21 protein-coding genes are annotated in these 22,939 nt (G+C 72.9%); 9 read left to right on the forward strand and 12 right to left on the reverse strand.

Translation table 11 applies throughout. The annotated features are described in order from the left end of the window. Positions 1–67 precede the first annotated feature (67 nt). Positions 68–1,495 (reverse strand): argininosuccinate lyase, encoded by a 1,428-nt coding sequence (argH, locus tag ACZ4E1_RS27785; protein ID WP_467544201.1) that lies wholly within the window; start codon positions 1,493–1,495, stop codon positions 68–70. 129 nt (positions 1,496–1,624) lie between these two features. On the opposite strand from argH, the gene ACZ4E1_RS27790 reads away from it, so the two are divergent. The 3 genes from ACZ4E1_RS27790 to ACZ4E1_RS27800 all read left to right on the forward strand — a co-directional run bounded on the left by ACZ4E1_RS27790 (position 1,625) and on the right by ACZ4E1_RS27800 (position 4,023). Further along, entirely contained in the window at positions 1,625–2,212 is a 588-nt protein-coding gene (locus ACZ4E1_RS27790) for a pyridoxamine 5'-phosphate oxidase family protein (RefSeq protein ID WP_467544204.1), read from the forward strand. Positions 2,213–2,215: 3 nt separating this feature from the next. Further along, the gene (locus ACZ4E1_RS27795) at positions 2,216–2,938 is read left to right on the forward strand and encodes a L,D-transpeptidase family protein (protein ID WP_467544207.1); all 723 of its coding nucleotides are present in this window, start codon (positions 2,216–2,218) and stop codon (positions 2,936–2,938) included. Between the two features lie 104 nt (positions 2,939–3,042). Beyond that, positions 3,043–4,023, forward strand: coding sequence for a bile acid:sodium symporter family protein (locus ACZ4E1_RS27800; RefSeq protein ID WP_467544211.1), 981 nt, complete (start codon positions 3,043–3,045; stop codon positions 4,021–4,023). 31 nt (positions 4,024–4,054) lie between these two features. On the opposite strand, the gene ACZ4E1_RS27805 is transcribed toward ACZ4E1_RS27800, so the two are convergent. The 5 genes from ACZ4E1_RS27805 to argC are packed head-to-tail and all read right to left on the reverse strand — an operon-like array spanning position 4,055 to position 8,981. After that, the gene (locus tag ACZ4E1_RS27805) at positions 4,055–4,624 is read right to left on the reverse strand and encodes an arginine repressor (RefSeq protein ID WP_223206201.1); all 570 of its coding nucleotides are present in this window, start codon (positions 4,622–4,624) and stop codon (positions 4,055–4,057) included. 16 nt (positions 4,625–4,640) lie between these two features. Beyond that, positions 4,641–5,840 carry an acetylornithine transaminase gene (locus ACZ4E1_RS27810; protein ID WP_467544215.1) on the reverse strand — a complete coding sequence of 400 codons (1,200 nt, stop codon included), beginning with the start codon at positions 5,838–5,840 and terminating at the stop codon, positions 4,641–4,643. Beyond that, positions 5,837–6,808 carry an acetylglutamate kinase gene (argB, locus tag ACZ4E1_RS27815; protein WP_467544216.1) on the reverse strand — a complete coding sequence of 324 codons (972 nt, stop codon included), beginning with the start codon at positions 6,806–6,808 and terminating at the stop codon, positions 5,837–5,839. Before argB ends, ACZ4E1_RS27810 begins: the two co-directional genes overlap by 4 nt. After that, a complete protein-coding gene (argJ, locus tag ACZ4E1_RS27820) occupies positions 6,805–7,956 on the reverse strand; it encodes a bifunctional glutamate N-acetyltransferase/amino-acid acetyltransferase ArgJ (RefSeq protein WP_467544218.1) in 1,152 nt (383 codons plus the stop codon). The genes argB and argJ overlap by 4 nt, the downstream gene beginning before the upstream one ends. After that, complete coding sequence (gene argC / locus ACZ4E1_RS27825) at positions 7,953–8,981, reverse strand: N-acetyl-gamma-glutamyl-phosphate reductase (RefSeq protein ID WP_467544222.1); 1,029 nt, start codon at positions 8,979–8,981, stop codon at positions 7,953–7,955. The genes argJ and argC overlap by 4 nt, the downstream gene beginning before the upstream one ends. A 187-nt stretch (positions 8,982–9,168) precedes the next feature. Here argC and ACZ4E1_RS27830 point away from each other — a divergent pair, with 187 nt between their 5' ends. After that, complete coding sequence (locus ACZ4E1_RS27830) at positions 9,169–11,445, forward strand: protein kinase domain-containing protein (RefSeq protein WP_467544225.1); 2,277 nt, start codon at positions 9,169–9,171, stop codon at positions 11,443–11,445. Between the two features lie 212 nt (positions 11,446–11,657). Beyond that, entirely contained in the window at positions 11,658–12,131 is a 474-nt protein-coding gene (locus tag ACZ4E1_RS27835; protein ID WP_467544228.1) for a DUF6314 family protein, read from the forward strand. On the opposite strand, the gene ACZ4E1_RS27840 is transcribed toward ACZ4E1_RS27835, so the two are convergent. Together ACZ4E1_RS27840 and ACZ4E1_RS27845 are read right to left on the reverse strand one after the other, a co-directional pair. Beyond that, positions 12,079–12,657 carry a histidine phosphatase family protein gene (locus tag ACZ4E1_RS27840; protein ID WP_399128474.1) on the reverse strand — a complete coding sequence of 193 codons (579 nt, stop codon included), beginning with the start codon at positions 12,655–12,657 and terminating at the stop codon, positions 12,079–12,081. The two genes, ACZ4E1_RS27835 and ACZ4E1_RS27840, sit on opposite strands and share 53 nt — an antisense overlap. Positions 12,658–12,705: 48 nt before the next feature. Then, positions 12,706–14,133 carry an aminotransferase-like domain-containing protein gene (locus tag ACZ4E1_RS27845; protein WP_467544231.1) on the reverse strand — a complete coding sequence of 476 codons (1,428 nt, stop codon included), beginning with the start codon at positions 14,131–14,133 and terminating at the stop codon, positions 12,706–12,708. Between ACZ4E1_RS27845 and ACZ4E1_RS27850 the strand changes: the two genes are divergently transcribed. The 4 genes from ACZ4E1_RS27850 to ACZ4E1_RS27865 all read left to right on the forward strand — a co-directional run bounded on the left by ACZ4E1_RS27850 (position 14,132) and on the right by ACZ4E1_RS27865 (position 16,920). After that, entirely contained in the window at positions 14,132–15,115 is a 984-nt protein-coding gene (locus ACZ4E1_RS27850) for a DMT family transporter (RefSeq protein WP_467544233.1), read from the forward strand. The two genes, ACZ4E1_RS27845 and ACZ4E1_RS27850, sit on opposite strands and share 2 nt — an antisense overlap. Positions 15,116–15,153: 38 nt before the next feature. Continuing rightward, positions 15,154–15,348 carry a DUF1918 domain-containing protein gene (locus ACZ4E1_RS27855; protein WP_467544236.1) on the forward strand — a complete coding sequence of 65 codons (195 nt, stop codon included), beginning with the start codon at positions 15,154–15,156 and terminating at the stop codon, positions 15,346–15,348. Between the two features lie 241 nt (positions 15,349–15,589). After that, the gene (locus ACZ4E1_RS27860) at positions 15,590–16,450 is read left to right on the forward strand and encodes a 3-hydroxybutyryl-CoA dehydrogenase (RefSeq protein ID WP_467544238.1); all 861 of its coding nucleotides are present in this window, start codon (positions 15,590–15,592) and stop codon (positions 16,448–16,450) included. A gap of 212 nt (positions 16,451–16,662) precedes the next feature. Next, on the forward strand, positions 16,663–16,920 hold the full coding sequence (locus tag ACZ4E1_RS27865) for a hypothetical protein (protein ID WP_467544240.1): 258 nt from the start codon (positions 16,663–16,665) through the stop codon (positions 16,918–16,920). A 15-nt stretch (positions 16,921–16,935) separates the two neighbouring features. Here ACZ4E1_RS27865 and ACZ4E1_RS27870 read toward each other — a convergent pair whose 3' ends face one another. The 4 genes from ACZ4E1_RS27870 to pheS all read right to left on the reverse strand — a co-directional run bounded on the left by ACZ4E1_RS27870 (position 16,936) and on the right by pheS (position 22,891). Continuing rightward, complete coding sequence (locus ACZ4E1_RS27870) at positions 16,936–17,463, reverse strand: NUDIX hydrolase (protein ID WP_467544243.1); 528 nt, start codon at positions 17,461–17,463, stop codon at positions 16,936–16,938. A 94-nt stretch (positions 17,464–17,557) separates the two neighbouring features. After that, entirely contained in the window at positions 17,558–18,898 is a 1,341-nt protein-coding gene (locus ACZ4E1_RS27875) for a transcriptional regulator (RefSeq protein ID WP_467544247.1), read from the reverse strand. 343 nt (positions 18,899–19,241) lie between these two features. Beyond that, positions 19,242–21,755, reverse strand: coding sequence for a phenylalanine--tRNA ligase subunit beta (pheT, locus tag ACZ4E1_RS27880; RefSeq protein WP_467544249.1), 2,514 nt, complete (start codon positions 21,753–21,755; stop codon positions 19,242–19,244). Next, positions 21,755–22,891, reverse strand: a complete 1,137-nt coding sequence (gene pheS / locus ACZ4E1_RS27885; protein WP_467544251.1) for a phenylalanine--tRNA ligase subunit alpha — start codon at positions 22,889–22,891, stop codon at positions 21,755–21,757. The genes pheT and pheS overlap by 1 nt, the downstream gene beginning before the upstream one ends. Between the last annotated feature and the right edge of the window lie 48 nt (positions 22,892–22,939).

Here is a 22,939-nt window from a genome sequence, read left to right on the forward strand (position 1 = left end):
ACTGACAACGCGACGCGGCCCGTCCCCCACACGAGGGGCCGGGCCGCGTGAACCGCTGTCGGCGGGGCTACTTCTTGGCGTCCGCCCAGGTCCGCTGGACCGTCAGGTCCTGCTTGACCTCGGCGAGCTGGACCGCGACCGCGCTGGGCGCGGTGCCGCCGCGGCCGGAGCGGGAGGCGAGGGCGCCCGGCACGTTGAGCACCGTGCGGACCTCGGGGGTGAGGTGCTCGGAGATCTTCACGAACTGGTCGTCGGTCAGCTCGTCGAGCTCCTTGCCCTCGGCCTCGGCGACCTTGACGCACTCGCCGGCGACCTCATGGGCGACGCGGAACGGCACGCCCTGCTTGACGAGCCACTCGGCGATGTCGGTGGCGAGCGAGAAGCCGGCCGGGGCCAGCTCCTCCATCCGCTCCCGGTTGACCGTGAGGGTGGCCATCATGCCGGTGAACGCGGGGAGCAGGATCTCCAGTTGGTCGCAGGAGTCGAAGACCGGCTCCTTGTCCTCCTGGAGGTCGCGGTTGTACGCGAGGGGCAGCGCCTTGAGGGTGGCGAGCAGGCCCGTCAGGTTGCCGATGAGGCGGCCGGACTTGCCGCGCGCCAGCTCGGCGATGTCCGGGTTCTTCTTCTGCGGCATGATCGAGGAGCCGGTGGAGAAGGCGTCGTGGAGGGTGACGAAGGAGAACTCCTTCGTGTTCCAGATGATGATCTCCTCCGCGATGCGGGAGAGGTTCACCCCGATCATCGCCGTGATGAAGGCGAACTCGGCGACGAAGTCCCGGGAGGCCGTGCCGTCGATCGAGTTGGCCGCCGAGCCCTGCTCGAAGCCGAGGTCGCGGGCGACCGCCTCCGGGTCCAGGCCGAGCGAGGAGCCGGCGAGCGCGCCCGAGCCGTACGGGGACACGGCGGTGCGGGTGTCCCACTGGCGCAGCCGCTCGGCGTCCCGGGACAGGGACTGGACGTGGGCCAGGACGTGGTGGGCGAAGAGGACCGGCTGGGCGTGCTGGAGGTGCGTGCGGCCGGGCATCGCGACGTCCGCGTGCGCCTCCGCGAGGCCCACGAGGGCCTCCTGGAGGTCGGCGATCAGGCCGCCGATGATCCGGGCGTGGTCGCGCAGGTACATCCGGAAGAGCGTCGCCACCTGGTCGTTGCGCGAGCGGCCCGCGCGCAGCTTGCCGCCGAGGTCCGGGCCGAGGCGCTCGAGCAGGCCGCGCTCCAGGGCCGTGTGGACGTCCTCGTCGGCGATGGTGCCGACGAAGGAGCCGTCGGCGACGTCGGCCTCGAGCTGGTCGAGCCCGGCGATCATGCGGGTCAGCTCGTCCTCGGTGAGCAGGCCCGCCGTGTGCAGCACGCGCGCGTGGGCACGGGAGCCCGCGATGTCGTACGGCGCGAGGCGCCAGTCGAAGTGGACGGACGCGGACAGTTTGGCCAGGGCCTCGGCGGGGCCGTCGGCGAACCGGCCGCCCCAGAGGCGGACATCGCCGGTGTTGCTGCTCACGTGCTCTGCTCCTCAAGCCGGGCGTTCATGCGTGAAAGTCTCATGCATGAGTATGCAGTGCTCTGCATGATTCGTCAATCGTCCTCACGGGCGATGCCGACGGCCGCGAGGACGATCGACAATGCCCGCATGGGAAAGACCTACGAACACATCGACGGACGCCTGCGCACCTTCATCGAGTCCCAGCCCATGTTCTTCACGGCCACCGCACCGCTCGCCGGTGACGGCACGGTCAATCTCTCACCGAAGGGCCTCACGGGCTCGTTCGCCGTGCTGGACGAGCGAACCGTCGCCTATCTGGACTTCGCGGGGTCGAACGCGGAGACGATCGCCCACCTGCGGGAGAACGGCCGGATCACGCTCATGTGGTGCGCCTTCCAGGGCCCGCCCAACATCGTGCGCGTCCACGGCCGCGGCGAGCCCGTCTTCCGCGACGACCCGCGCTTCACCGAACTCCTCACCCGCTTCCCCGACATCGATCCGTCGCAGCACGGCCTGCGCGCCGTGATCGTCGTGACCGCGGAGCTCGTCCGCGACACATGCGGCTACGGGGTCCCGTTCCTGTCGTACGACGAGGACCGCGATCTGCACGGCAAGCGGTTCGGGCGGGAGGACGACGCCTCGCTGGACGCGTACTTCCGGAAGAAGGAGCACATCGGACAGAGCCTGGATGGCCTACCTGGGCTGCCGCTCCCGCTGCCGCCCGCTAATTTCTGACCCATGCGCCGCTCACGAGCAGTCCGTGCGGGCCTCGCCGTCTCCGTCGCCGCCTGCGCGGCGCTCGGAGCGGCCGCGCCCGGCACCCCGCCCTCCGCCCCGCTGCCCGAGCGCCTCGCCGACACGGGCGGCGGCCGCCAGCTGATCACCGCGGAGGCGCCCCGCGCGGCGGCCACCAGCGGCACGGTCAGCTGGTGGGACCGGCGGCCCGACGGCCGCTGGGCGAAGGCCGGTTCGGCCCCGGCCCGCTTCGGGGCGAACGGACTGGTCGAGGGGGCACGCCGCGAGCAGGGCACGAACACGACGCCGGCCGGCCTGTACGACCTGCCGTTCGCCTTCGGTGTCGAGGCGGCGCCGGCCGGCACCTCGGTCCCGTACCGGCCGGTCCGGGACAGCTCCTGGTGGTGCCAGGACAACGACTCGCGCACCTACAACCGCTGGACGGACCCCCGGCCGGCCGACTGCCGCGCCACCGAGTCCGAGCACCTCGCCGACTACGGCACCCAGTACGCGCACGCGCTGGTCGTCGGCTTCAACTACCGCACTCCGGTGCGCGGTCGCGGCGCGGGCATCTTCCTGCACGTCAACGGCCGGGCGGCGACGGCCGGTTGCGTCTCCGTGCCGCGCGAGGCCATGCGCCGCATCCTGACCTGGGTGCAGCCGGCCAAGGCGCCGCACATCGCGATCGGCACCCGGTCCGGTGCCACCGCGATCACCCGCTACTGAGCCCCGCACCGGCCCCGCCGACGACCGCCGGCCCGAAACCCGTGTAGCGACCACATAACGAGACACGGTTGCGGGGCTCCGGGCCGACGGCGTTGCATCGCCGGGTGCAGAGCCGAACCGAACTCCCGTCCACCGAAGCCCCCGCGGCGAGCGCGTCCGCCGACCGCGCGGCCCGTCTCGCGGTCACCGTCTTCCCCGTCCTCGTCCTCGTGTCGGGCGCCTGGGGACTCGCCGCGCCCGGCACCTTCGCCGGCTGGGGCACCAACGTGCCCTATCTCCTCGGCGTCGTGATGTTCTGCATGGGCCTCACGATGACGCTCGACGACTTCAAAGGCGTCGCCAAGCGCCCCTGGGCCGTGGGCCTCGGGCTCGTCGCGCACTACGTGATCATGCCGGGCCTGGGCTGGCTGATCGCCCACGCACTGGGCCTGTCCCCGCAGTTGGCGGCCGGTGTCATCCTCGTCGGCTGCGCGCCCAGCGGCACCTCGTCGAACGTGGTCACCTATCTCGCACGCGGCGATGTCGCCCTGTCGGTGTCGGTCGCCACCGTCTCCACTGTCCTCGCGCCGCTGATCACGCCGCCGCTGACGCTGCTGCTCGCGGGCGCCTACCTGCCCGTCGACGCCGCGTCGATGATGACGGACATCCTGAAGACGGTGCTGCTGCCCGTGCTCGCGGGTCTGGTGGTGCGGCTCGTGCTCGGCCGGTACGTCGACCGGCTGCTGAAGGTGCTGCCGTGGCTGTCGGCGCTGACGGTGGCCGTGATCGTCGCCGTGGTGGTGGCGGGCAGCGCCGAGGCCATCAGGTCGGCGGCCGGGCTCGTGCTCCTCGCCGTGGTGCTGCACAACGGCCTGGGTCTGCTGCTCGGTTACGGCGCCGGCAAGGCGGCGCGACTCGGCGCGCCCTCGTCGCGGGCGATGGCCTTCGAGGTCGGCATGCAGAACTCGGGCCTCGCCGCCTCCCTGGCCACCGCCCACTTCAGTCCGCTGGCCGCACTGCCCGCCGCCGTGTTCTCCGTGTGGCACAACGTGTCGGGCGCGCTGGTCGCGGCCTGGATGTCGTACCGGGCGCGGCGCTCGGCCTGACGCCCGGTACGTACGTCCCGCGGGGGTGCGCTCAGTGGTCGTTCTGCGCCAGCCGCAGCATGTGGTCGGCCAGCGCCTGACCACCGGCGGGGTCGCGGCTGATGAGCATCAGGGTGTCGTCGCCGGCGATGGTGCCGAGGATGACCTGGAGCTCCGCCTGGTCGATCGCCGAGGCGAGGAACTGGGCGGCGCCCGGCGGGGTGCGGAGCACCACCAGGTTGGCCGAGGCCTCGGCGGAGATCAGCAGTTCACCGGCGAGGCGCCGCATGCGCTCCTCCTTCGCCGATTCGCCGAGCGGCGCCTGCGGGGTGCGGAAGCCTCCCTCGCTGGGCACCGCGTAGATCAGCTCGCCACCGGTGTTGCGGATCTTGACGGCGCCCAGCTCGTCCAGGTCGCGCGAGAGCGTGGCCTGCGTGACGTTCAGTCCATCGTCGGCGAGCAGCTTCGCCAACTGGCTCTGCGAGCGCACCGGTTGCCGGTTCAGGATGTCCACGATCCTGCGGTGGCGGGCCGTGCGTGTCTGCGGCACCTGCGGGCCGGATACCGCGCTCAGCGCGAGGTTCTCGGCTGCGCGCAGGTCGTTCTCCGCCTTGCTGCTCATCGTCGTCGTCCCATCCTCAGGATCCTGCTTCCCCGTCGGCCGCGGCCGTGTCCAGTACGGCGGGCAGCGCCGCGAGGAACGCGTCCGCCTCGGCGTCCGTCAGGTTCAGCGGGGGCATGAGCCGGATGACGTCGGGGGCGGGCGCGTTCACCAGGAGGCCCGCGTCCTGGGCCGCCTGCTGCACCTGCGGTGCGCGCGGCCCGGTGAGCACGATACCCAGCAGCAGTCCGGCGCCCCGGACGTGGCTGACCAGTGGGTGCTTCAGGGACTCGATTCCGGCCGTGATGCGCTCGCCGACGCGCCGGGTGTTCTCGAGGAGTCCGTCGGCCGCGATGGTGTCGAGGACGGCGAGACCGGCGGCGCACGCGACGGGGTTGCCGCCGAAGGTGGTGCCGTGCTGTCCGGGCTTCAGGAGCTTCGCCGCCTCGCCGAACGCGACGGTGGCGCCGAGCGGCAGGCCGCCGCCCAGGGCCTTGGCGAGCGTGACGACGTCGGGGTCGACGCCTTCCTCGGCCTGGTGGGCGAACCAGTGGCCGGTGCGGCCGACGCCGGTCTGCACCTCGTCGAGGACGAGGAGGGTGCCGGTGGCGCGGGTGATCTCGCGGGCAGCCCTGAGATAGCCGGCGGGCGGGGTGACCGCGCCGTTCTCCCCCTGGACGGGCTCGATGATCACGAAGGCGGTGTCCTCGGTGACCGCGGCCCGCAGCGCCTCCACGTCTCCGTACGGGACGTGCGTGACGTCGCCGGGGAGCGGGGTGAAGCCGTCCTGCTTGCCGGGCTGGCCGGTCAGGGCGAGGGCGCCCATGGTGCGGCCGTGGAAGCCGCCGGTCGTGGCGACCATGTGGCGGCGGCCGGTGAGCCGGCCGATCTTGAAGGCGCCTTCGTTGGCCTCGGCGCCCGAGTTGCAGAAGAACACCGCGCCGTCGCGGCCGAAGAGCTGCAGCAGCCGCTCGGCGAGGGCGACGGGCGGCTCGGCCATGTACAGGTTGGAGACGTGGCCGAGGGAGGCGATCTGGGTGGAGACCGCGTCGACGATCGCGGGGTGGCCGTGGCCCAGCGCGTTCACCGCGATGCCGCCGACGAAGTCGAGGTACCGCTTGCCGTCGGCGTCCCACACCTGTGCGCCCGCGCCCTTGGCCAGGGCGATGCGGGGTGTGCCGTAGTTGTTCATCAGGGCGCCCTGCCAGCGCTGGGCCAGCTCCGCGGTGCCGGTCATGCCGTTCCCCCCTTTTCCCCGTCCGGCACGACCATCGTGCCGATGCCTTCGTCGGTGAAGATCTCCAGCAGGATCGAGTGCTGGACGCGCCCGTCGATGACGCGGGCGGTGTGCACCCCGTTGCGCACGGCGTGCAGGCAGCCCTCCATCTTCGGGACCATGCCGCTCGCCAGGTCGGGGAGCAGCTTCTCCAGCTCGCTCGCGGTGAGCCGGCTGATGACCTCGTCCGAGTTCGGCCAGTCCTCGTAGAGGCCCTCGACGTCGGTCAGGACCATCAGCGTCTCGGCGTCCAGCGCAGCAGCGAGTGCCGCAGCCGCCGTATCAGCATTGACGTTGTAGACATGGTGGTCGTCCTGGGAACGGGCGATCGAGGAGACGACCGGGATGCGGCCGTCGGCGAGCAGGGCCTCGATGGCGCCGGTGTCGATCTCGGTGATCTCGCCGACCCGGCCGATGTCCACGAGCTCGCCCTCGATGCGGGGCTGGTGCTTGGTGGCGGTGATGGTGTGGGCGTCCTCGCCGGTGAGGCCGACGGCGAGCGGCCCGTGCTGGTTGAGCAGGCCGACGAGCTCGCGCTGGACCTGCCCGGCGAGCACCATCCGTACGACGTCCATGGCGTCCTCGGTGGTGACGCGCAGGCCGGCCTTGAACTCGCTGACGATGCCGTGCCGGTCGAGGGCCTTGCTGATCTGCGGGCCGCCGCCGTGCACGACGACGGGCTTGAGGCCCGCGTGGTGCAGGAAGACGACGTCCTGCGCGAAGGCGGCCTTCAGCTCCTCGTCGATCATGGCGTTGCCGCCGAACTTGATGACGACGGTCTTGCCGTGGTGGCGGGTCAGCCAGGGCAGCGCCTCGATGAGGGTCTGCGCCTTGGGCAGCGCGGTGTGCTTGCGGGCGCCGGCCCTCTTCGGGGACTCGCTCTTCGGGGACTCGTTCTGCGGGGACGTGTTCTTCGGGGTCTCGGTCATGACGAGTACGCGCTGTTCTCGTGGACGTAGTCGGCGGTCAGGTCGTTCGTCCAGATCGTCGCGGCCTCGGTGCCGGCCGCGAGGTCCGCGGTGACGACGACCTCGCGGAACCGCATGTCGACCTGGTCTCGGTCCTCGCCCACGCCGCCGTTCTTGCAGACCCACACGCCGTTGATCGCGACGTTGAGCCGGTCGGGCTCGAAGGCGGCGGAGGTCGTGCCGATGGCGGACAGGACGCGGCCCCAGTTCGGGTCCTCGCCGTGGATGGCGCACTTGAGGAGGTTGTTGCGCGCGATGGAGCGGCCGACCTCGACGGCGTCGTCCTCGCTCGCCGCGTTGATCACCTCGATCTTGATGTCCTTGCTGGCGCCCTCGGCGTCGCCGATGAGCTGCCGGCCCAGGTCGTCGCACACGGTGCGGACGGCCTCGGCGAACTCGGCGTACCCGGGGGTGACTTCGGCGGCGCCGGAGGCGAGGAGCAGCACCGTGTCGTTCGTCGACATGCAGCCGTCGGAGTCGACGCGGTCGAAGGTGACGCGGGTGGCGTCGCGCAGCGCCTTGCCGAGGACCTCGCTGTCGAGGTCGGCGTCCGTGGTGAGGACGACGAGCATGGTGGCGAGGCCGGGGGCGAGCATGCCCGCGCCCTTGGCCATGCCGCCGACGGTCCAGCCGTCGCCCTCGTACACGGCGGTCTTGTGCACGGTGTCGGTGGTCTTGATGGCGATGGCGGCCTTCTCGCCGCCGTGCTCGGACAGCTGGGCGGCGGCGGTCTCGACGCCGGGCAGCAGCTTGTCCATGGGGAGCAGGACACCGATGAGGCCGGTGGAGGCCACGGCGACCTCTCCCGCGTTGAGCCCGAGGACCTCGGCGGCCTTCTCGGCGGTGGCGTGCGTGTCCTGGAAGCCCTGGGGGCCCGTGCACGCGTTGGCGCCACCGGAGTTGAGGACGACGGCGGACACGAGGCCGCCCTTGAGGACCTGCTCGGACCACAGGACCGGGGCGGCCTTGACGCGGTTGGAGGTGAAGACGCCCGCGGCCGCGAGACGGGGGCCGCGGTTGACCACGAGGGCCAGGTCCGGGTTCCCGCTCTCCTTGATTCCGGCAGCGATGCCCGCGGCCTGGAATCCCTTGGCTGCCGTCACACTCACGGCGCGACTCCGATCGTCGAGAGCCCGGTGGTCTCGTCGAGACCCAGGGCGATGTTCATGGACTGGACGGCACCGCCTGCGGTGCCCTTGGTCAGGTTGTCGATCGCGCTGATGACGATGACGCGGCCCGCCGCCTCGTCGTACGCGACCTGGATCTGCACCGCGTTCGACCCGTACACGGCGGCGGTGGCGGGCCACTGGCCCTCGGGGAGCAGCCGCACGAACGGCTCGTCCCCGTACGCCTTCTCGTAGGCGGCGCGCACGGTGTCGGCCGTGACGCCGTCCGTGGCCTTGGCGCTGCACGTGGCGAGGATGCCGCGGGGCATCGGCGCGAGCGTCGGCGTGAACGAGACGGAGATCCGCTCGCCCGCCGCCGCGCTCAGGTTCTGGATCATCTCGGGGGTGTGCCGGTGGCCGCCGCCGACGCCGTACGGCGTCATGTTCCCCATGACCTCGCTGCCGAGGAGGTGGGGCTTGAGCGACTTGCCGGCCCCGGAGGTGCCGGACGCCGCGACGACCACGGCCTCGGGCTCGACCAGGCCCGCCGCGTACGCCGGGGCGAGCGCGAGGGAGACGGCGGTCGGGTAGCAACCGGGCACCGCGATGCGCTTGGCCCCCTCCAGCGCGGCGCGGCCACCCGGCAGTTCGGGAAGGCCGTACGGCCAGGTGCCGGCGTGGGGCGAACCGTAGAACTTCTCCCAGTCCGCGGCGTCCTTGAGCCGGAAGTCGGCGCCCATGTCGACCACCAGCACGTCCGGGCCGAGCTGCTCGGCGACGGCGGCGGACTGGCCGTGCGGCAGCGCCAGGAAGACGACGTCGTGCCCGGCGAGCACCTCGGGGGTGGTCGCCTCGAGCACACGGTCGGCCAGCGGCTGGAGATGGGGCTGAAGGGCACCCAGTCGCTGCCCCGCGTTCGTGTTCGCCGTCAGGGCGCCGATCTCTACCTCGGGATGGGCGAGCAGCAGACGCAGGACTTCACCGCCCGCGTACCCACTCGCTCCCGCCACCGCTGCGCGTACCGCCATGGAACCCTCCTCTTGGATGGCATGACTATACGCCGCACTGCACGTTTATGCAATCGATCACCCAGCACTGCCCCGCGCCCCTCCCTTCCCCTCTCTCGCACGGTAAGCGCGGTGGCCGGGCCCCGCGAGCCCAGCCTGATCCGGACGAAAGGCCCTAGGCTCGGTGGCCGGGACCGAGGAGCGGTCCGTGAGGGGGGACGGGGTGCGGGGGCATCGGCTCAACGGGCGGTACGAGCTCGTGGAGATCATCGGCGCGGGCGGGATGGGCGAGGTCTGGCGGGCCCGGGACCTGCGGCTCGACCGGGACGTCGCGGTCAAGGTCCTCAAGGGCGGCGGCGACGGGAGCGCGGAGGAGTCCGAGGCGCTGGCCAGGTTCCGGCGCGAGGCGCTGGTCGCGGCGGCGCTGGACAGTCCGTACGTCGTGGCGGTGCACGACCACGGGATCGACGAGGCGCGTCCGTATCTGGTGATGGCGCTGGTCGCCGGGCGCACGGTGCAGGAGATCCTGCGCGACGAGGTGCGGGTGTCCGTGGCGGACGCGCTGGAGTGGACGGCGGACGTGTGCCGGGGCCTGGACGTGGCGCATCGCGCGGGCGTCGTGCACCGGGACATCAAGCCGGCCAACATCATGGTCTCGGAGGAGTCCGGGGTCTCGCGGGCCCGCATCGTGGACTTCGGGATCGCGCGCTACGTGGCCTACCGCGCCGCCGATCCGCGGTTGACGCACACGGGGCAGCTGCCGTTCGGCAGCGTGCAGTACATGGCGCCGGAGCGGTTCCGGGACGGGGCCGGGGACGCGAGCGCGGATCTGTACGCCGTGGGCTGCGTGCTGTACGAACTGCTCGTCGGACGGCCGCCGTTCGTGGGCGACGCGGCGGGTGTGATGTTCAACCACCTGAACGACGTGCCGCTGCGGCCCAGCCGGGCGCGGGCCGAACTGACGCCCGCGGTCGACCGGTTGGTGCTCGACCTGATGGCGAAGGAACCCGGGGAGCGGCCCGCCGACGCGCGGGAGGCACTGGAGCGGGTGCTCGCGGCGCGGCCGGGTACGAAGCCGGCACCGGCGCCGCTGGAGAAGGCCGGGCCGGCGCCCGCGCCCACGCGCGCGGTGACGAAGCAGCCCGAGGACGCCGTACCGGCCCCGAAGACCCCGGCACCCGAACCCGAGCCCCAGCCGAGGCCCGCGGCCGAACCCGAACCCGAACCCGTGAAGACGCCGGTGAGCGCCTGGACGCCCGCTCCCCCGGCGCCCCGCCGCCGCCGGCGCGGCCCCCTCCTCGGCGTGGCCGCCGCGCTGCTCGTCCTCGGGGTACCCACCGCGATCGGCCTCGGTGCCGCCTCGGACGGCGAGGGCGGCGACGACGGGCCGGGGCACGGCGGCGCTCCCCCGGCCGCCACGTCGACGGCGCCTCCGGGGACGTACACGATCGGACTCGCCCTGGACGACGACGCGGCGGGGGCCACGGCGAAGGCCCGCGAGCGGACCGTGCGGGCGGCCCTCGACGAGGCGCGCCGGCGCTCGAAGCACAAGGTGCCGCTGGAGGTCGTCACCGTGCGCGCCGACGGCCAGGACGCGGCGGCGACCTTCACCGACCGGTACCCGACGGCGCTCGCGCTGATCGGTGACATCTCGGACCTCGACGACCTCCAGGCGGGCATGCCTGTCGTCAACGTGTGCCGGTCGCGCTGGGCGGACCCGGAGGGCGAGTACGGCGTCACGGCGGACGAGATGGCGTCGGGGCGGCAGGCGGGGCGGTATCTGCGCGGCGCGTTCGGCATGGAGCGGGTCACCGACATCTCCGAGCTGAAATGGGCGTCGAGCCCGGACGACGAGTCGTTCGGCATGGGCCTCAGAGCGGCCGGGCTCACCGCCCGGGACACGGTCTCTCCGCAGGAGGAGCCGGGCGGGAAGCGCGACCAGCTGCTCGTGGTGAGCGACCTTCCCTCCCACGAGGACGAGGACGTCATCGCGGAGCGGAAGAAGAGCGGCGGCCTGCTCGCGGTGCGCGACGCGTACTCGAACGCCTGCGACACCCTCCAGGACCGCGCCATGTTCGACCGCCTCGACGCGAAGCTGCCCGACGGGAGCCTGCGCTTCCGCGCGTTCAACGACGAGCGGCAGAAGCCCGACTGCGCGGACTTTCCGAAGCTGTGCTCGGCGCCCGCCGAGGTGCGCGCGCTGCTGAGGCACCGGGGCACGGCGGAGCTGTACGACACGACGCTGGCCGTCGCGGCGGCGGTCGACCGGGCGCTGGGCGCGCAGCGGCCGACCGTCGGGCAGCTCGACATGGTGCGGGCCGAACTGCGCACGGGGCTCGACGACGTACGGGTGGACGGACTGCTCGGCGCCTACGCGTTCAAGGACCACCGCGCCCAGGACCGCCCCGTGTGGGTCGACCGGCGGGTGAAGGGGGCCTGGAAGCAGCTCGGCACGGTGGAGGGGCTGACCGGCGGGACGTCCTGATGCCGGTGCCCGACGCGGCGGTCCCGGTGGTCGTGGGGGGTCGTGGTCGGGCACCGGGCGCCCTGAGCACGGGAGTTCACGGCGCTCACGACCACGCCGGGCGAGCGGTGGGTGGCGGCGCACGACGAGGCCCGGGCCCGGGTCCGACCCGGGCGCGTCCTAGACTGCGGCGGATCCGGGAGACGGGGCTTCGGCGGGAAGGGGCGAGGGACATGGACGAGACCTGGCCGGTGCCCGACGCGCTCGCGTTCCTGTCCGGGCGCTGGCACGTGGAGCGCACCGTGCGGGACCTGTCCGAGGACGTCACGGGCCGCTTCGCCGGTACGACGGACTTCGGCGCGGCCGGGGACGGCGAGGGCGGGCTGCGGCACTTCGAGTCCGGCGCGTTCACCTGGCGCGGGGTCGCTCGGCCCGCCGAGCGCACGCTCTTCTTCCGGCCCGGTGACGAGCCCGGCACGGCCGTGGTGCGTTTCGCGGACGGCCGCTTCTTCCACGGCCTCGACCTGCGCACGGGCACCCACGTCGCGGACCACCCGTGCGCGGCGGACCTCTACCGGGGCACGTTCACGGTGACCGGCCCGGACGCCTGGCGGTCGGTGTGGCGGGTGCGGGGCCCGGCGAAGGACCTGCTCCTCACGACGGGCTACCGCCGAGCCGCAGATTCCAGCGCCCCGGCTGCCCGCTGACGGTGGCCGTGGACAGGGGGCGTACGTCGATGTTCCAGTACGTCGACGGGGGCGCCTTCAGGGCGTAGACGAGCGCGGCCCGGACGACGGAGGGCTCGGCGATCGCGACCATCCGGGTGCCGTCGTCGGCGGGCCGGGTGTCCAGCCAGGTGCCGACCCGGGAGATGAAGGCGAGCAGCGGTTCACCGCCGTGCGGGGCCGAGCGGGGGTCACGCAGCCAGTGGTCGACGGCGGCCGGTTCGACGGCCGTGACCTCGCCGAGGGTACGGCCGCGCCAGCGCCCCATGTCGCAGTCCCGCAGGGCGGGCTGGACGAGCGGGGCGAGTCCGAGGGCGTCGCCGGTGGCCCGGCTGCGCGGGGTCGGTGAGCAGTAGCGCAGCTCGGCCGCGGCGAGCGCCCCGAGCACCGGCCCCACGCGCTGCACCTCGTACCAGCCGGCCTCGTCGAGCGGGCGGTCGTCGTCGAAGCGCTCGGCGAGCAGGGAGGAGCTGCGCGCGGCGGCGAGAAGCGTGACGCTGAGCTGCATGGGCCCGATCGTGTACTCGCCGGTAGGAGAGGTCAAGGGCCGCGTCCGTCAGGGTTCGGTCCAGGCGGTGGCGAGGCGCCGTACGCCCTCGGTGATCTCGGCGGCCCCGGCGACGGCCACGAAGCTGAGCCGCAGGTACGGGGCCGGGGGCTCGGCCGCGAAGTAGGGGCGGCCCGGGGGCACGGCGACGCCGGCCCGCAGGGCGCTCGCGACGAGGGCCTGCTCGTCGGTGCCGTCCGGGAGCCGGGCCCACAGGTGGTAGCCGCCGGAGGGGATGTGGTCGACGGACAGCCGGGGCAGCCGCTCGGCGATCCCGGCGGCGAGGAGGTCCCGGCGGTGCTTCAGTTCCGCGGCGACGGTGCGCAGGTGGCGCGGCCAGGCCGGGGCGCCGACGAGTTCGAGGGTGGCCTCCTGCAGCGGGCCCGGCACGAAGAGCTGGTCGACGACCTGGATGGCGCGCAGCCGCTCCAGGACCGGGCCGCGGGCGGCGAGGCAGCCGATGCGCAGGCTCGGCGAGGTGGCCTTGGTGAGCGAGCAGACGTGCACGACGACGCCGTCGGGGTCGTCGGAGGCCAGCGGTCTGGGCAGCGGTCCGGCGTCGGCGTGGACGAGCCGGCGCACGAAGTCGTCCTCGACGACGAAGGCACCGGCGGCGCGGGCGATGCGCAGCACTTCGGGGCGCCGCGCGGGGGCGAGGACGGCGCCGGTGGGGTTCTGGAACAGGGGCTGGCAGACGAAGAGGCGGGCACCGGTCGCCTTGAAGGCCTGTTCGAGCAGTTCGGGGCGGACGCCGTCGCGGTCGACGGGGACCGGTACGGGGCGCAGTCCGGCGGCGCGGGCGATGGCGAGCATGCCGGGGTAGGTGGGCGACTCGACGAGGACGGGGGCGCCGGGCGGGGCCAGGGCGCGCAGCGCGGTGGCGAGCGCGGACTGGCCGCCGTTGGTGACGATGACCTCGGCGGCGGTGATGCCGCCGCCGATGCCGCGGGCGAACCAGTCCCGGAGTTCGGGGAGTCCGTCGACGGGCGGGCGGTTCCAGGCGCTGGGGCGGCGGCCGGCCCGGGCGAGGGCGGCGGCCATGGCGGCGGTGGGCTGGAGGGCCTGGTGCAGATAGCCGCCGTTGAACTCGATGACGCCGGGCGGCGAGGCGGCGAGCGTGATGAGGACGCCGGACGCGTCGACCGCGCGCGGGACGGGTTCGCCGGCGGTCTCGGCGCTGAGCGCGACCTCCTGCCAGGAGGTGTCGCCCACGGGCGCGGTGGCGCGCGGTGCGGCCCTGAAGGCGCCGGCGCCCGGGCGGGTCACGACGAGGCCCTCGGCGGCGAGCTGGGCCAGCGCCCGGGAGACGGTCACGGGGCTGACGCGAAAGCGGTCGACGAGGGCCCGGCTCGACGGCAGCTTTTCACCCACTGAGTAGCGGTTGAGCTCGTTCCGGAGCTGTTTCGCCAGTTCACTCACACTGCTACGCTCGTGCATGAGAGCAGAGAATAGCGCTATCGCGTCGAGCGGAGTAGCAGTCGACACCGCGGCGGGCACCTCGCCGGACGGCTCGGCGGCGGCCCGGGCGGGCGCCGGTTCCGGCCGCGGCCTGCTGCTCGCGGCGACCGGGGTCGCCGCGTTCTCGCTGACCTTCCCCGGTACGGCCTGGGGCCTGGAGGGGTTCGGACCCTGGTCGCTGGTGAGCGTGCGGGTGGTGCTCACGGCGCTGATCGCCGGCGGCTGCCTGCTCGCGCTGCGGATACCGATACCTCGGCGGCGCGACTGGGCGGGGCTCGCGGTGGTCGCGGGCGGCTGCGTGCTCGGCTTCCCGATGCTGACGACGCTGGCCCTGGAGACGGCGACGACCGCGCACTCCGCCGTCGTGGTGGGCCTGCTGCCGCTGACGACGGCCGCGGTGTCGGTGCTGCGGACGGGCGCCCGGCCGCCCCGCGCGTTCTGGTGCGCGGCCTGCGCGGGCGCCGCCGCGGTCCTCGGGTTCACGGTGCAGCAGAGCGGCGGCTCGCTCGGCCGCGCCGATCTGTATCTGTTCGCGGCCCTCCTGGTCTGTGCGGCCGGTTACGCGGAGGGCGGGCGGCTCGCGTCCGTCATGCCCGGCTGGCAGGTGATCGGCTGGGCCGTCGTCCTGTCGCTGCCGCTCGCGGTGGTGGGCGCGGCCCTCGCCCTGCCGCACGAGCCGGTGCGGCTCACGGCGCACAGCATGGCGGGCCTGCTGTGGGTGTCGGTCGGCTCGCTCTTCCTCGGGATGGTCGTCTGGTACCGGGGCATGGCGCTGATCGGTGTCCCCCGGGCCAGCCAGGTGCAGCTGGCGCAGCCGCTGCTCACGCTGGTGTGGTCGGTGACACTGCTCGGGGAGCACCTTCCGGTGGCGGCACCGCTCACCGCGGTCGTGGTCCTGGTGTGCATCGCCGTGACACAGAGGTCCGGCCGACGAGGGTCCCGAAAGGGACGAGCGGCCTAAACTGGGCGTACCGACGCGTACGGCGAGGAGGTTCCGTGATGCAGGCAAGCAAGGGCGACCGGCTGCTGGTCCACGGCCGGGTCGTCGGCCAGCACGACAAGGTCGCCGAGATCATCGAGGTGCTCGGCGGCGACAGCGGCCCGCCGTTCCGGGTCCGCTTCGAGGACGGCCACGAGGCGATCGTGTCGCCGGGCCCCGACTGCGAGGTCCGGCACGCACCCACCCCGGCCTAGGTCCCCGTCCGCACCCCCGATCCCCACCCACCCGCACCTCTCACACCGGCGCCTCCGGGGACGTGAGATACGTCCCATGGATGCGCCGGTTCCTTTGTGCCACCGTGTCGCCGGGGCTGTCCGGCCTCAACCCGGGCTCCACTCCCGCCCCTACGACGGGGTAACGTGCAGCACCGACCGATAGACCCCCGATCCCCGGCGACCCCGGTAGATCAGCGAAAGGCACGAGGTGACGGACCCCTTGACTGACATCCAACGCGTCGGAGTGGTGGGCTGTGGCCAGATGGGCGCGGGGATCGCAGAGGTCTGCGCCCGCTCCGGTCTGGACGTGATGGTGGCCGAGACCACCGGCGAGGCTCTGGAGATCGGTCGGACCCGGCTGCTCAACTCGCTGTCCAAGGCCGCCGCGCGCGGCAAGATCACCGATGAGGAGCTGGCGGAGACGCAGGCCCGCCTCACGTTCACCACGGACCTCGGCGAGTTCGCCGACCGTGACCTCGTCATCGAGGCCGTCGTGGAGAACGAGCAGGTCAAGACGGAGATCTTCCAGGTCCTCGACCAGGTCGTGACCCGCCCCGACGCGATCCTCGCGTCGAACACCTCCTCCATCCCGCTGGTGAAGCTGGCCGTCGCCACGTCCCGCCCGGACCAGGTCATCGGCATCCACTTCTTCAACCCGGCCCCGGTGCAGAAGCTCGTCGAGCTGATCCCGGCGCTGACCACGTCCGAGGGCACGATCAGCCGCGCCCAGGCCATGGTGGAGAAGATCCTCGGCAAGCACGCGATCCGCGCCCAGGACCGCTCGGGCTTCGTCGTGAACGCGCTGCTCGTGCCGTACCTCCTCTCCTCGATCCGGATGTTCGAGTCCGGCATCGCCAGCCGCGAGGACATCGACAACGGCATGGAGATGGGCTGCGCCCACCCGATGGGCCCGCTCAAGCTCTCGGACCTGATCGGCCTCGACACGATCGTCTCGATCGCCGACTCGATGTACGCCGAGTACAAGGAGCCGCTGTACGCCGCTCCCCCGCTGCTGCAGCGGATGGTCGACGCGGGCCGGCTCGGCCGCAAGACGGGCTCGGGCTTCTACACGTACCCCTGATCCGTGCCCCGCGGGGCATCACACTCCGTGCTCGCCGACGGGCCCGGTGTTCTTCGGAACACCGGGCCCGTCGCGTTCGCACGGGGCACGCGCGCGTGACCCGCATATGCCCTCCGCACACGCTCCCGCCGCGCCCACCAGGCGAGTTGACTTCCCGTGCGCACCAAGGTGCGTACGACAAGGAAGTGACGGCTACGGAAAGGAGCGGACCCGTGACCACCGACCCGGAGCGTCCCGTGGTCCCCGAGGAACTCGCAGAGTTACGCCGCGTCTTCGAGGTCGGGCTGACCCGCGTCGACGGCCGGCTGGCCCTGCTGGCCCACCGTGACGACGAGACGGCCAAGGACCAGGACGAGTTGAGCGCACGCGTCGCCGCGCTCGAGCACACCCGCTGGCCGCTGCCCGCGGTGGCCGCGCTGGCCGCCGTCGGCGCCCTGGCCGCGGCGGTCTGGCAGCTGCTGGCCCGCTGACGCCGGGGCCCGTCCTCACAGGCGCATGTGATGGAGCAGGAGTAAGGCGGCCGCCATGTTGGCGGCCGGGACCTCACCCCGGGCGATCATGTCGGGGACGAGCTTGAGCGGGACCCATTCCCTGCGGTCCGACTCGAAGTCGTCCTGGGGGTGGCCGATGTACGTCCCTTCGTCGGTCCAGTAGATGTGGTGCCGGGCGTCCGTGAGGCCGTTGGACGGCTCGACACTCATCAGGTGCCGCAGCGGTCCCGGTCGCCAGCCGGTCTCCTCCTCCAGTTCCCGCGCGGCCGCGTACGCGATGTCCTCGCCGTCCTCGACGACGCCGGCCGCCAGCTCCCAGCCCCAGCTGTCGGTGATGAAGCGGTGCCGCCACAGCAGGAGCACCTCGTTCACCTCGTTCACCACCGTGGCCACGGCCACGGGGCGCAGCCGGATGAGGAAGTGGTCGAGGTGCCGGCCGTCAGGGAGTTCGACATCCGCCAGATTGACGCTGAACCACCTGTTTCCATACACAGTTTGTTCGTTCCGTTTCGTCCACTGCACGGTTCTGCCACCTTCCGCCGAGTTGATGGCAATATCGCAGCAGGGATGTGAACGAGCGCCTCTCGAAAGGAACCTGAAGGAATCAGACGGGGGCTCAGAGCGGCACGCGCAGCGCTCCGTCGATGAGCTCGGCGGCCTCGGCCGTACCGGCGCACCCGCTGCGCACCAGGTGCTCGCGGACCGCCCGGAGCCGGTCGCGCAGCCGCTGCGACTCCATCCCGCGGGCCCGCTCGGCCATCTCGACCGCGGTGGCCACGGCCTGTTCCGCGTTGCCCTGGCGCAGTTGGATCTGGCTGAGCACCGCGAGCCGGTGCACCCGCCCGCGGTCGTGCGCCGGGGTGTGCACGGCCTCCTGCGCGTGCTCCTTGGCCCCCGCGTGGTCGCCGAGGCGGAGCAGCGCCTCGGCCACCTGGACGTTGACGAACCCGGGCTGCACGTAGCCCGTCTCGTCCGGTTCGTGGCCGCGCCGGATGCGGTCGGCGGCGGACTCGGCACGCCGGATGCACTCCAGGGCGCTCGTGCCGTCGCCGATGTGCGCGTACGCCTTGGCCTGCATCGCGTACAGGTCGGAGGCGAGCGCCGGGGTGATGTGCCGCCCGGCGGCCCGCAGCGCGGCCTCCGCGAACGCGACGGCCTGCCGGTGCTCGCGCATGTGCAGCGCCTGGTTGACGAGCAGCGCTATCACGTACGCGCCGAGGCCCCGGTCCCCGCTGGCCTTCGCGAGCCGCAGCGCCTGGTGGAAGTAGCGCTGCGCGAGCCCGTGCGCGTCCGAGTCGTAGGCGCAGATCCCGGCGATGGCGACGAGCCCGCCGGTGGCCCGGTGCAGCTGACGGCCCGTCGCGTCGGTGTAGCGACCGCGCAGCAGGGGCGCCGCCTCCGCGTTGAGGAAGCCGACGATGCGGGTGCGGGTCGCGATGCCGCCCGCCTTGCGGTACATCTGCTCGTAGTGGGTGCGCGCCGAGCGCATCATGTCGATGTCGGCCTGGCTGACGGGGTGCCGGCCGCCGCGGGACACGTCGTTGTCCTCCGGCGGGTTCTCCCACTCCCAGACCGGCATCACGGCCGGGGTCCCGGTGACGGCCGGGGCGTCGAGGACGTGCCGGCGCTGCTGCTCGTCGGAGCGCCACAGGGCGGTGGCCCGCTCCACGAAGCCGGACAGGTTCGACCCGTGCGCCGAGGCCGGCTCGCCGGGGATGCCGAGGCCGATGTCGTCCAGGGTGACGTGCCGCTGGAGGCGTCCCGCGAGGACCTCGCAGATCAGATCGGGGACCTGGCCGCGCGGGCGCTGGCCCTTCAACCAGCGGGCGACGGCCGTGTGTTCGTAGCGCAGCGCGAGTCCGCGGGCCTTCCCCGCCTGGTTCACATGGGCGGCCAGGCCGGCATGGGAGATCCCGGCCTCGTCGAGGATCGCGTCGAGCAGGGTGTTGGGCTGCATGGAGGCCCTCCGTTGGCTCGGTGGCGTCAGCCTAGGGCAACCGCCTTCACACGGGGTGTGATCGGAATACCCGACTCCGGCCGGTGTGCACGCTGTTGCTCCCGGTATCCGCCCGCTTGACTGAACTGCCTCGAAAGAGAGGCCGGCCGGGCCGTCGGCTCCCCCTCGTACAGACGACGGCCCGCGCTCGCGCCGTCCGTCCGCTCGCCTGCCCGACAACTCCTGCGGCGGGCGGACGGCGCCGATCCTGCGGCCGGCCTCCGGTCCACGGAAGGTGGTCCCACAGAAGAAGGGGCGCATCCGGTGATCCGGATGCGCCCCTTCGTCGTTTCCTGCCGTGGCGTCAGGCGCCGCGCAGCACCGCGCCCGTGGTCTCGGCCGCGTGGGCGACCGCCGCGTCACGCGCGGCGCTGGCCTCCTCGACCGTCAGGGTCCGGTCGGCGGCACGGAAGCGCAGGGCGTAGGCGAGGGACTTCTTGTCCTCGCCGAGCTGCTCCGCGTTCTCGTACACGTCGAACAGGCGGACCGCCTCCAGCAGTTCACCGGCACCGGTGCGCAGGGCGTCCTCGACGACCGCGGTCGGCACGTCCTTGCCGACGACGAGCGCGACGTCCTGCGTGGCCACGGGGAACGTGGAGATCCGCGGGGCCTGGAGCGCGCCGGTGGAGGCCTGCTCGACGAGGTCGAGCTCGATCTCCATCGCGCAGGTGCGCTCGGGCAGGTGCAGCGCCTTGACGACGCGCGGGTGCAGCTCACCGGCGTGGCCGACGAGCGTCTCCGTGCCGTCCACCGTCGCGTACAGCGCGGCGCAGCGGCCCGGGTGCCACGGCGCGTGCTGGTCGGCGCGGACGGTCAGCTCGACGCCGGCCTCGCGGGCGACGATCCGGGCGGACTCGACGGCGTCGGCCCAGGTGGCCGGGTAGCCCTTGCCCCACCAGCCGGCCTGCTCGCGGGCGCCCGCGAGGACGACGGCGGCGCGGCGCGGCTGGCGCGGCAGCGCCGTGGTCAGCTCGGCGATCTCCTCGTCGGTGGGCCGGCGGTCGACGGGCAGCCGGACCGCCTTGTGCTCCTGGCCGGTCGGCCGGAACACCAGGCCCGTCTCGAAGAGCGCCAGGTCGTGGCTGCCGCGCCCGTCGTTGCGGCGCAGCGCGCCGAGCAGGCCCGGCAGCAGCGTCGTACGGAGCGAGGGCTCCTCGTCGGACAGCGGGTTGACCAGGTCGACCGTGACGCGGCGGGCGTCGTCCGCCTCGATGCCGAGGGCGTCGAGGGCGGCGGCGCCGATGAACGGGTAGTTCAGCGCCTCCACGTAGCCGGCGCCGGCCAGGGCGCGGCCGACGCGGCGGTGCAGCCGCTGGCGCTCGGTCAGGCCGCGGCCCGCGGGGGGCTTCGGCAGGGTCGAGGGCAGGTTCTCGTAGCCCTCGAGCCGGATGACCTCTTCGGCCAGGTCGTTCGGGTCGGTCAGGTCGGGGCGCCAGGACGGCACCGTGACGACCAGCTCGTCCTGCCCGTAGACGTCGCAGCCGACCTGCTGGAGGCGGCGCACGACGGTCTCGCGGCCGTAGGCGACGCCCGCGACCTTGTCCGGGTGGTCGGCCGGGATCGAGATGGTGCGCGGGGCGCCCGGGGAGATGACCTCGGTGACGCCCTCCTCGGCGGTGCCGCCGGCGAGCAGCACCAGGAGGTCGACGACGCGCTGGGCTGCCGCGGAGGCGGCCATCGGGTCGACGCCGCGCTCGAAGCGCTTGGACGCCTCGGAGGTCAGCTTGTGACGGCGCGCGGTGCGGGCGATGGTGATCGCGTCGAAGTGTGCGGCCTCGATGACGACGTCGGTGGTGCCGGCGTCCTCCGAGTGGTCCGCGATCTCCGTGTTCGCGCCGCCCATCACGCCGGCGAGGCCGATGGGGCCGCGCTCGTCGGTGATGACCAGGTCCTCGGCGTCGAGGACGCGCTTGACGCCGTCGAGCGTGGTGAGCTGCTCGCCCTGCGTGGCGCGGCGCACCCCGATCGTGCCCTGTACGAGGGAACGGTCGTAGGCGTGCAGCGGCTGGCCGAGCTCGAGCATCACGTAGTTCGTGACGTCGACGGCGAGCGAGATCGGGCGCATGCCGGCCTTCTGCAGGCGGCGCTGCAGCCAGATCGGCGAGCGGGCCTCGGGGCTCAGACCGGTGACGGTGCGCGCGGTGAAGCGGTCGCAGCCGATGGGGTCGGAGACCTGGACCGGGTAGCCGTGCGCGTTCGGCGCGGGGACGTCCAGGAGCGCCGGGTCGCGCAGCGGCAGCCCGTACGCGATGGCGGTCTCGCGGGCGATGCCGCGCAGGGACAGGCAGTAGCCGCGGTCCGGCGTGACGGCGATGTCGAGGACCTCGTCCACGAGCTGGAGCAGCTCGATGGCGTCGCGGCCGACCTCGGTCTCCGGCGGCAGCACGATGATGCCGTGCGTGCCGTCGTCGCCCATGCCCAGCTCGTCGGTGGAGCAGATCATGCCGTGCGAGGTCTTGCCGTACGTCTTGCGCGCGGCGATCGCGAAGCCGCCGGGCAGCTCGGCGCCGGGCAGCACCACGACGACCTTGTCGCCGGCCTGGAAGTTCCGGGCGCCGCAGACGATCTCCTGGGGCTCACCGGTGCCGTTGGCCTGGCCGACGTCGACGGTGCAGAAGCGGATCGGCTTCTTGAAGCCCTCCAGCTCCTCGATGGTCAGCACCCGGCCCACCACGAGGGGGCCCTTGATGTCCGCGCCGAGCTGTTCGACGGTCTCGACCTCGAGGCCGACCTTGACCAGCTTCTCCTGTACGTCGCGACCGGTCTCGGTGGCCGGCAGGTCGACGTACTCCCGCAGCCAAGAAAGCGGGACCCGCATCAGATCTCCATCCCGAACGGCCGGGTGAACCGGACGTCACCCTCGACCATGTCTCGCATGTCTTCCACGTTGTGGCGGAACATCAGCATCCGCTCGATGCCGAACCCGAAGGCGAAGCCGCTGTACTTCTCGGGGTCGACGCCGCAGGCCACGAGGACCCGCGGGTTGACCATGCCGCAGCCGCCCAGCTCGATCCAGCCCTCGCTGCCGCAGGTGCGGCACGGACGGTCCGGGTTGCCGACGGACGCGCCGCGGCACACGTAGCAGACCATGTCCATCTCGGCGGACGGCTCGGTGAACGGGAAGTAGTTGGGGCGCAGCCGGGTCTTCATGTCGGCGCCGAACAGCGCCTGGACCATGTGGTCCAGGGTGCCCTTCAGGTCGGCCATGGTGAGGCCCTCGTCCACGGCGAGCAGCTCGATCTGGTGGAAGACCGGGGTGTGCGTGGCGTCCAGCTCGTCCGTACGGAAGACGCGGCCGGGGCAGACCACGTACACGGGCGGCTCACGGTCGAGCAGCGTGCGGGCCTGGACGGGCGAGGTGTGCGTGCGCAGCACGACACCGGACTCGTCGCCGACCGTCTTCTCGCGGCCCTCGGGGCCGGCGACGAAGAACGTGTCCTGCATCTGCCGGGCCGGGTGGTCCGGCGTGAAGTTCAGGGCGTCGAAGTTGAACCACTCCGCCTCGACCTCGGGGCCCTCCGCGATCTCGTACCCCATGGACACGAACACGTCGGCGACGCGCTCCATCATGGTGGTGAGCGGGTGCCGGGCGCCCTCGGGCACACGGTCGTAGGGCAGCGTGACGTCCACGGCCTCCTCGACCAGGACGCGCGCGTCGCGCTCGGCCTCCAGCTCGGCCTGGCGGGCGGCGAGGCCCCGGCCGACGGCGGCGCGGGCCTGCCCGACGAGCTTTCCGGCCGCGGCCTTGGCCTGCGGCGGCAGCGCGCCGATCTCGCGGTTGGCGAGCGACAGCGGCGAGGTGCCGCCGGAGTGCGCGACCTTGGCCTCCTGAAGCGCCTCGAGCGAGTCCGCGGCGGCGAAGGCGGCGAGCGCCTCGTCCCGCACGCGCTCGATCTCTTCCGGTTTCAGTGCCTCGACCTCGACAGGGTCGTACGACTTGTTCGGTGCCGACATCTCTTCCCGTGCTTCCGATTGGCTGGCGGATGGCCCCGTCTGCGACGC

The sequence above is a fragment of the Streptomyces sp. NPDC025806 genome, from assembly GCF_055558275.1.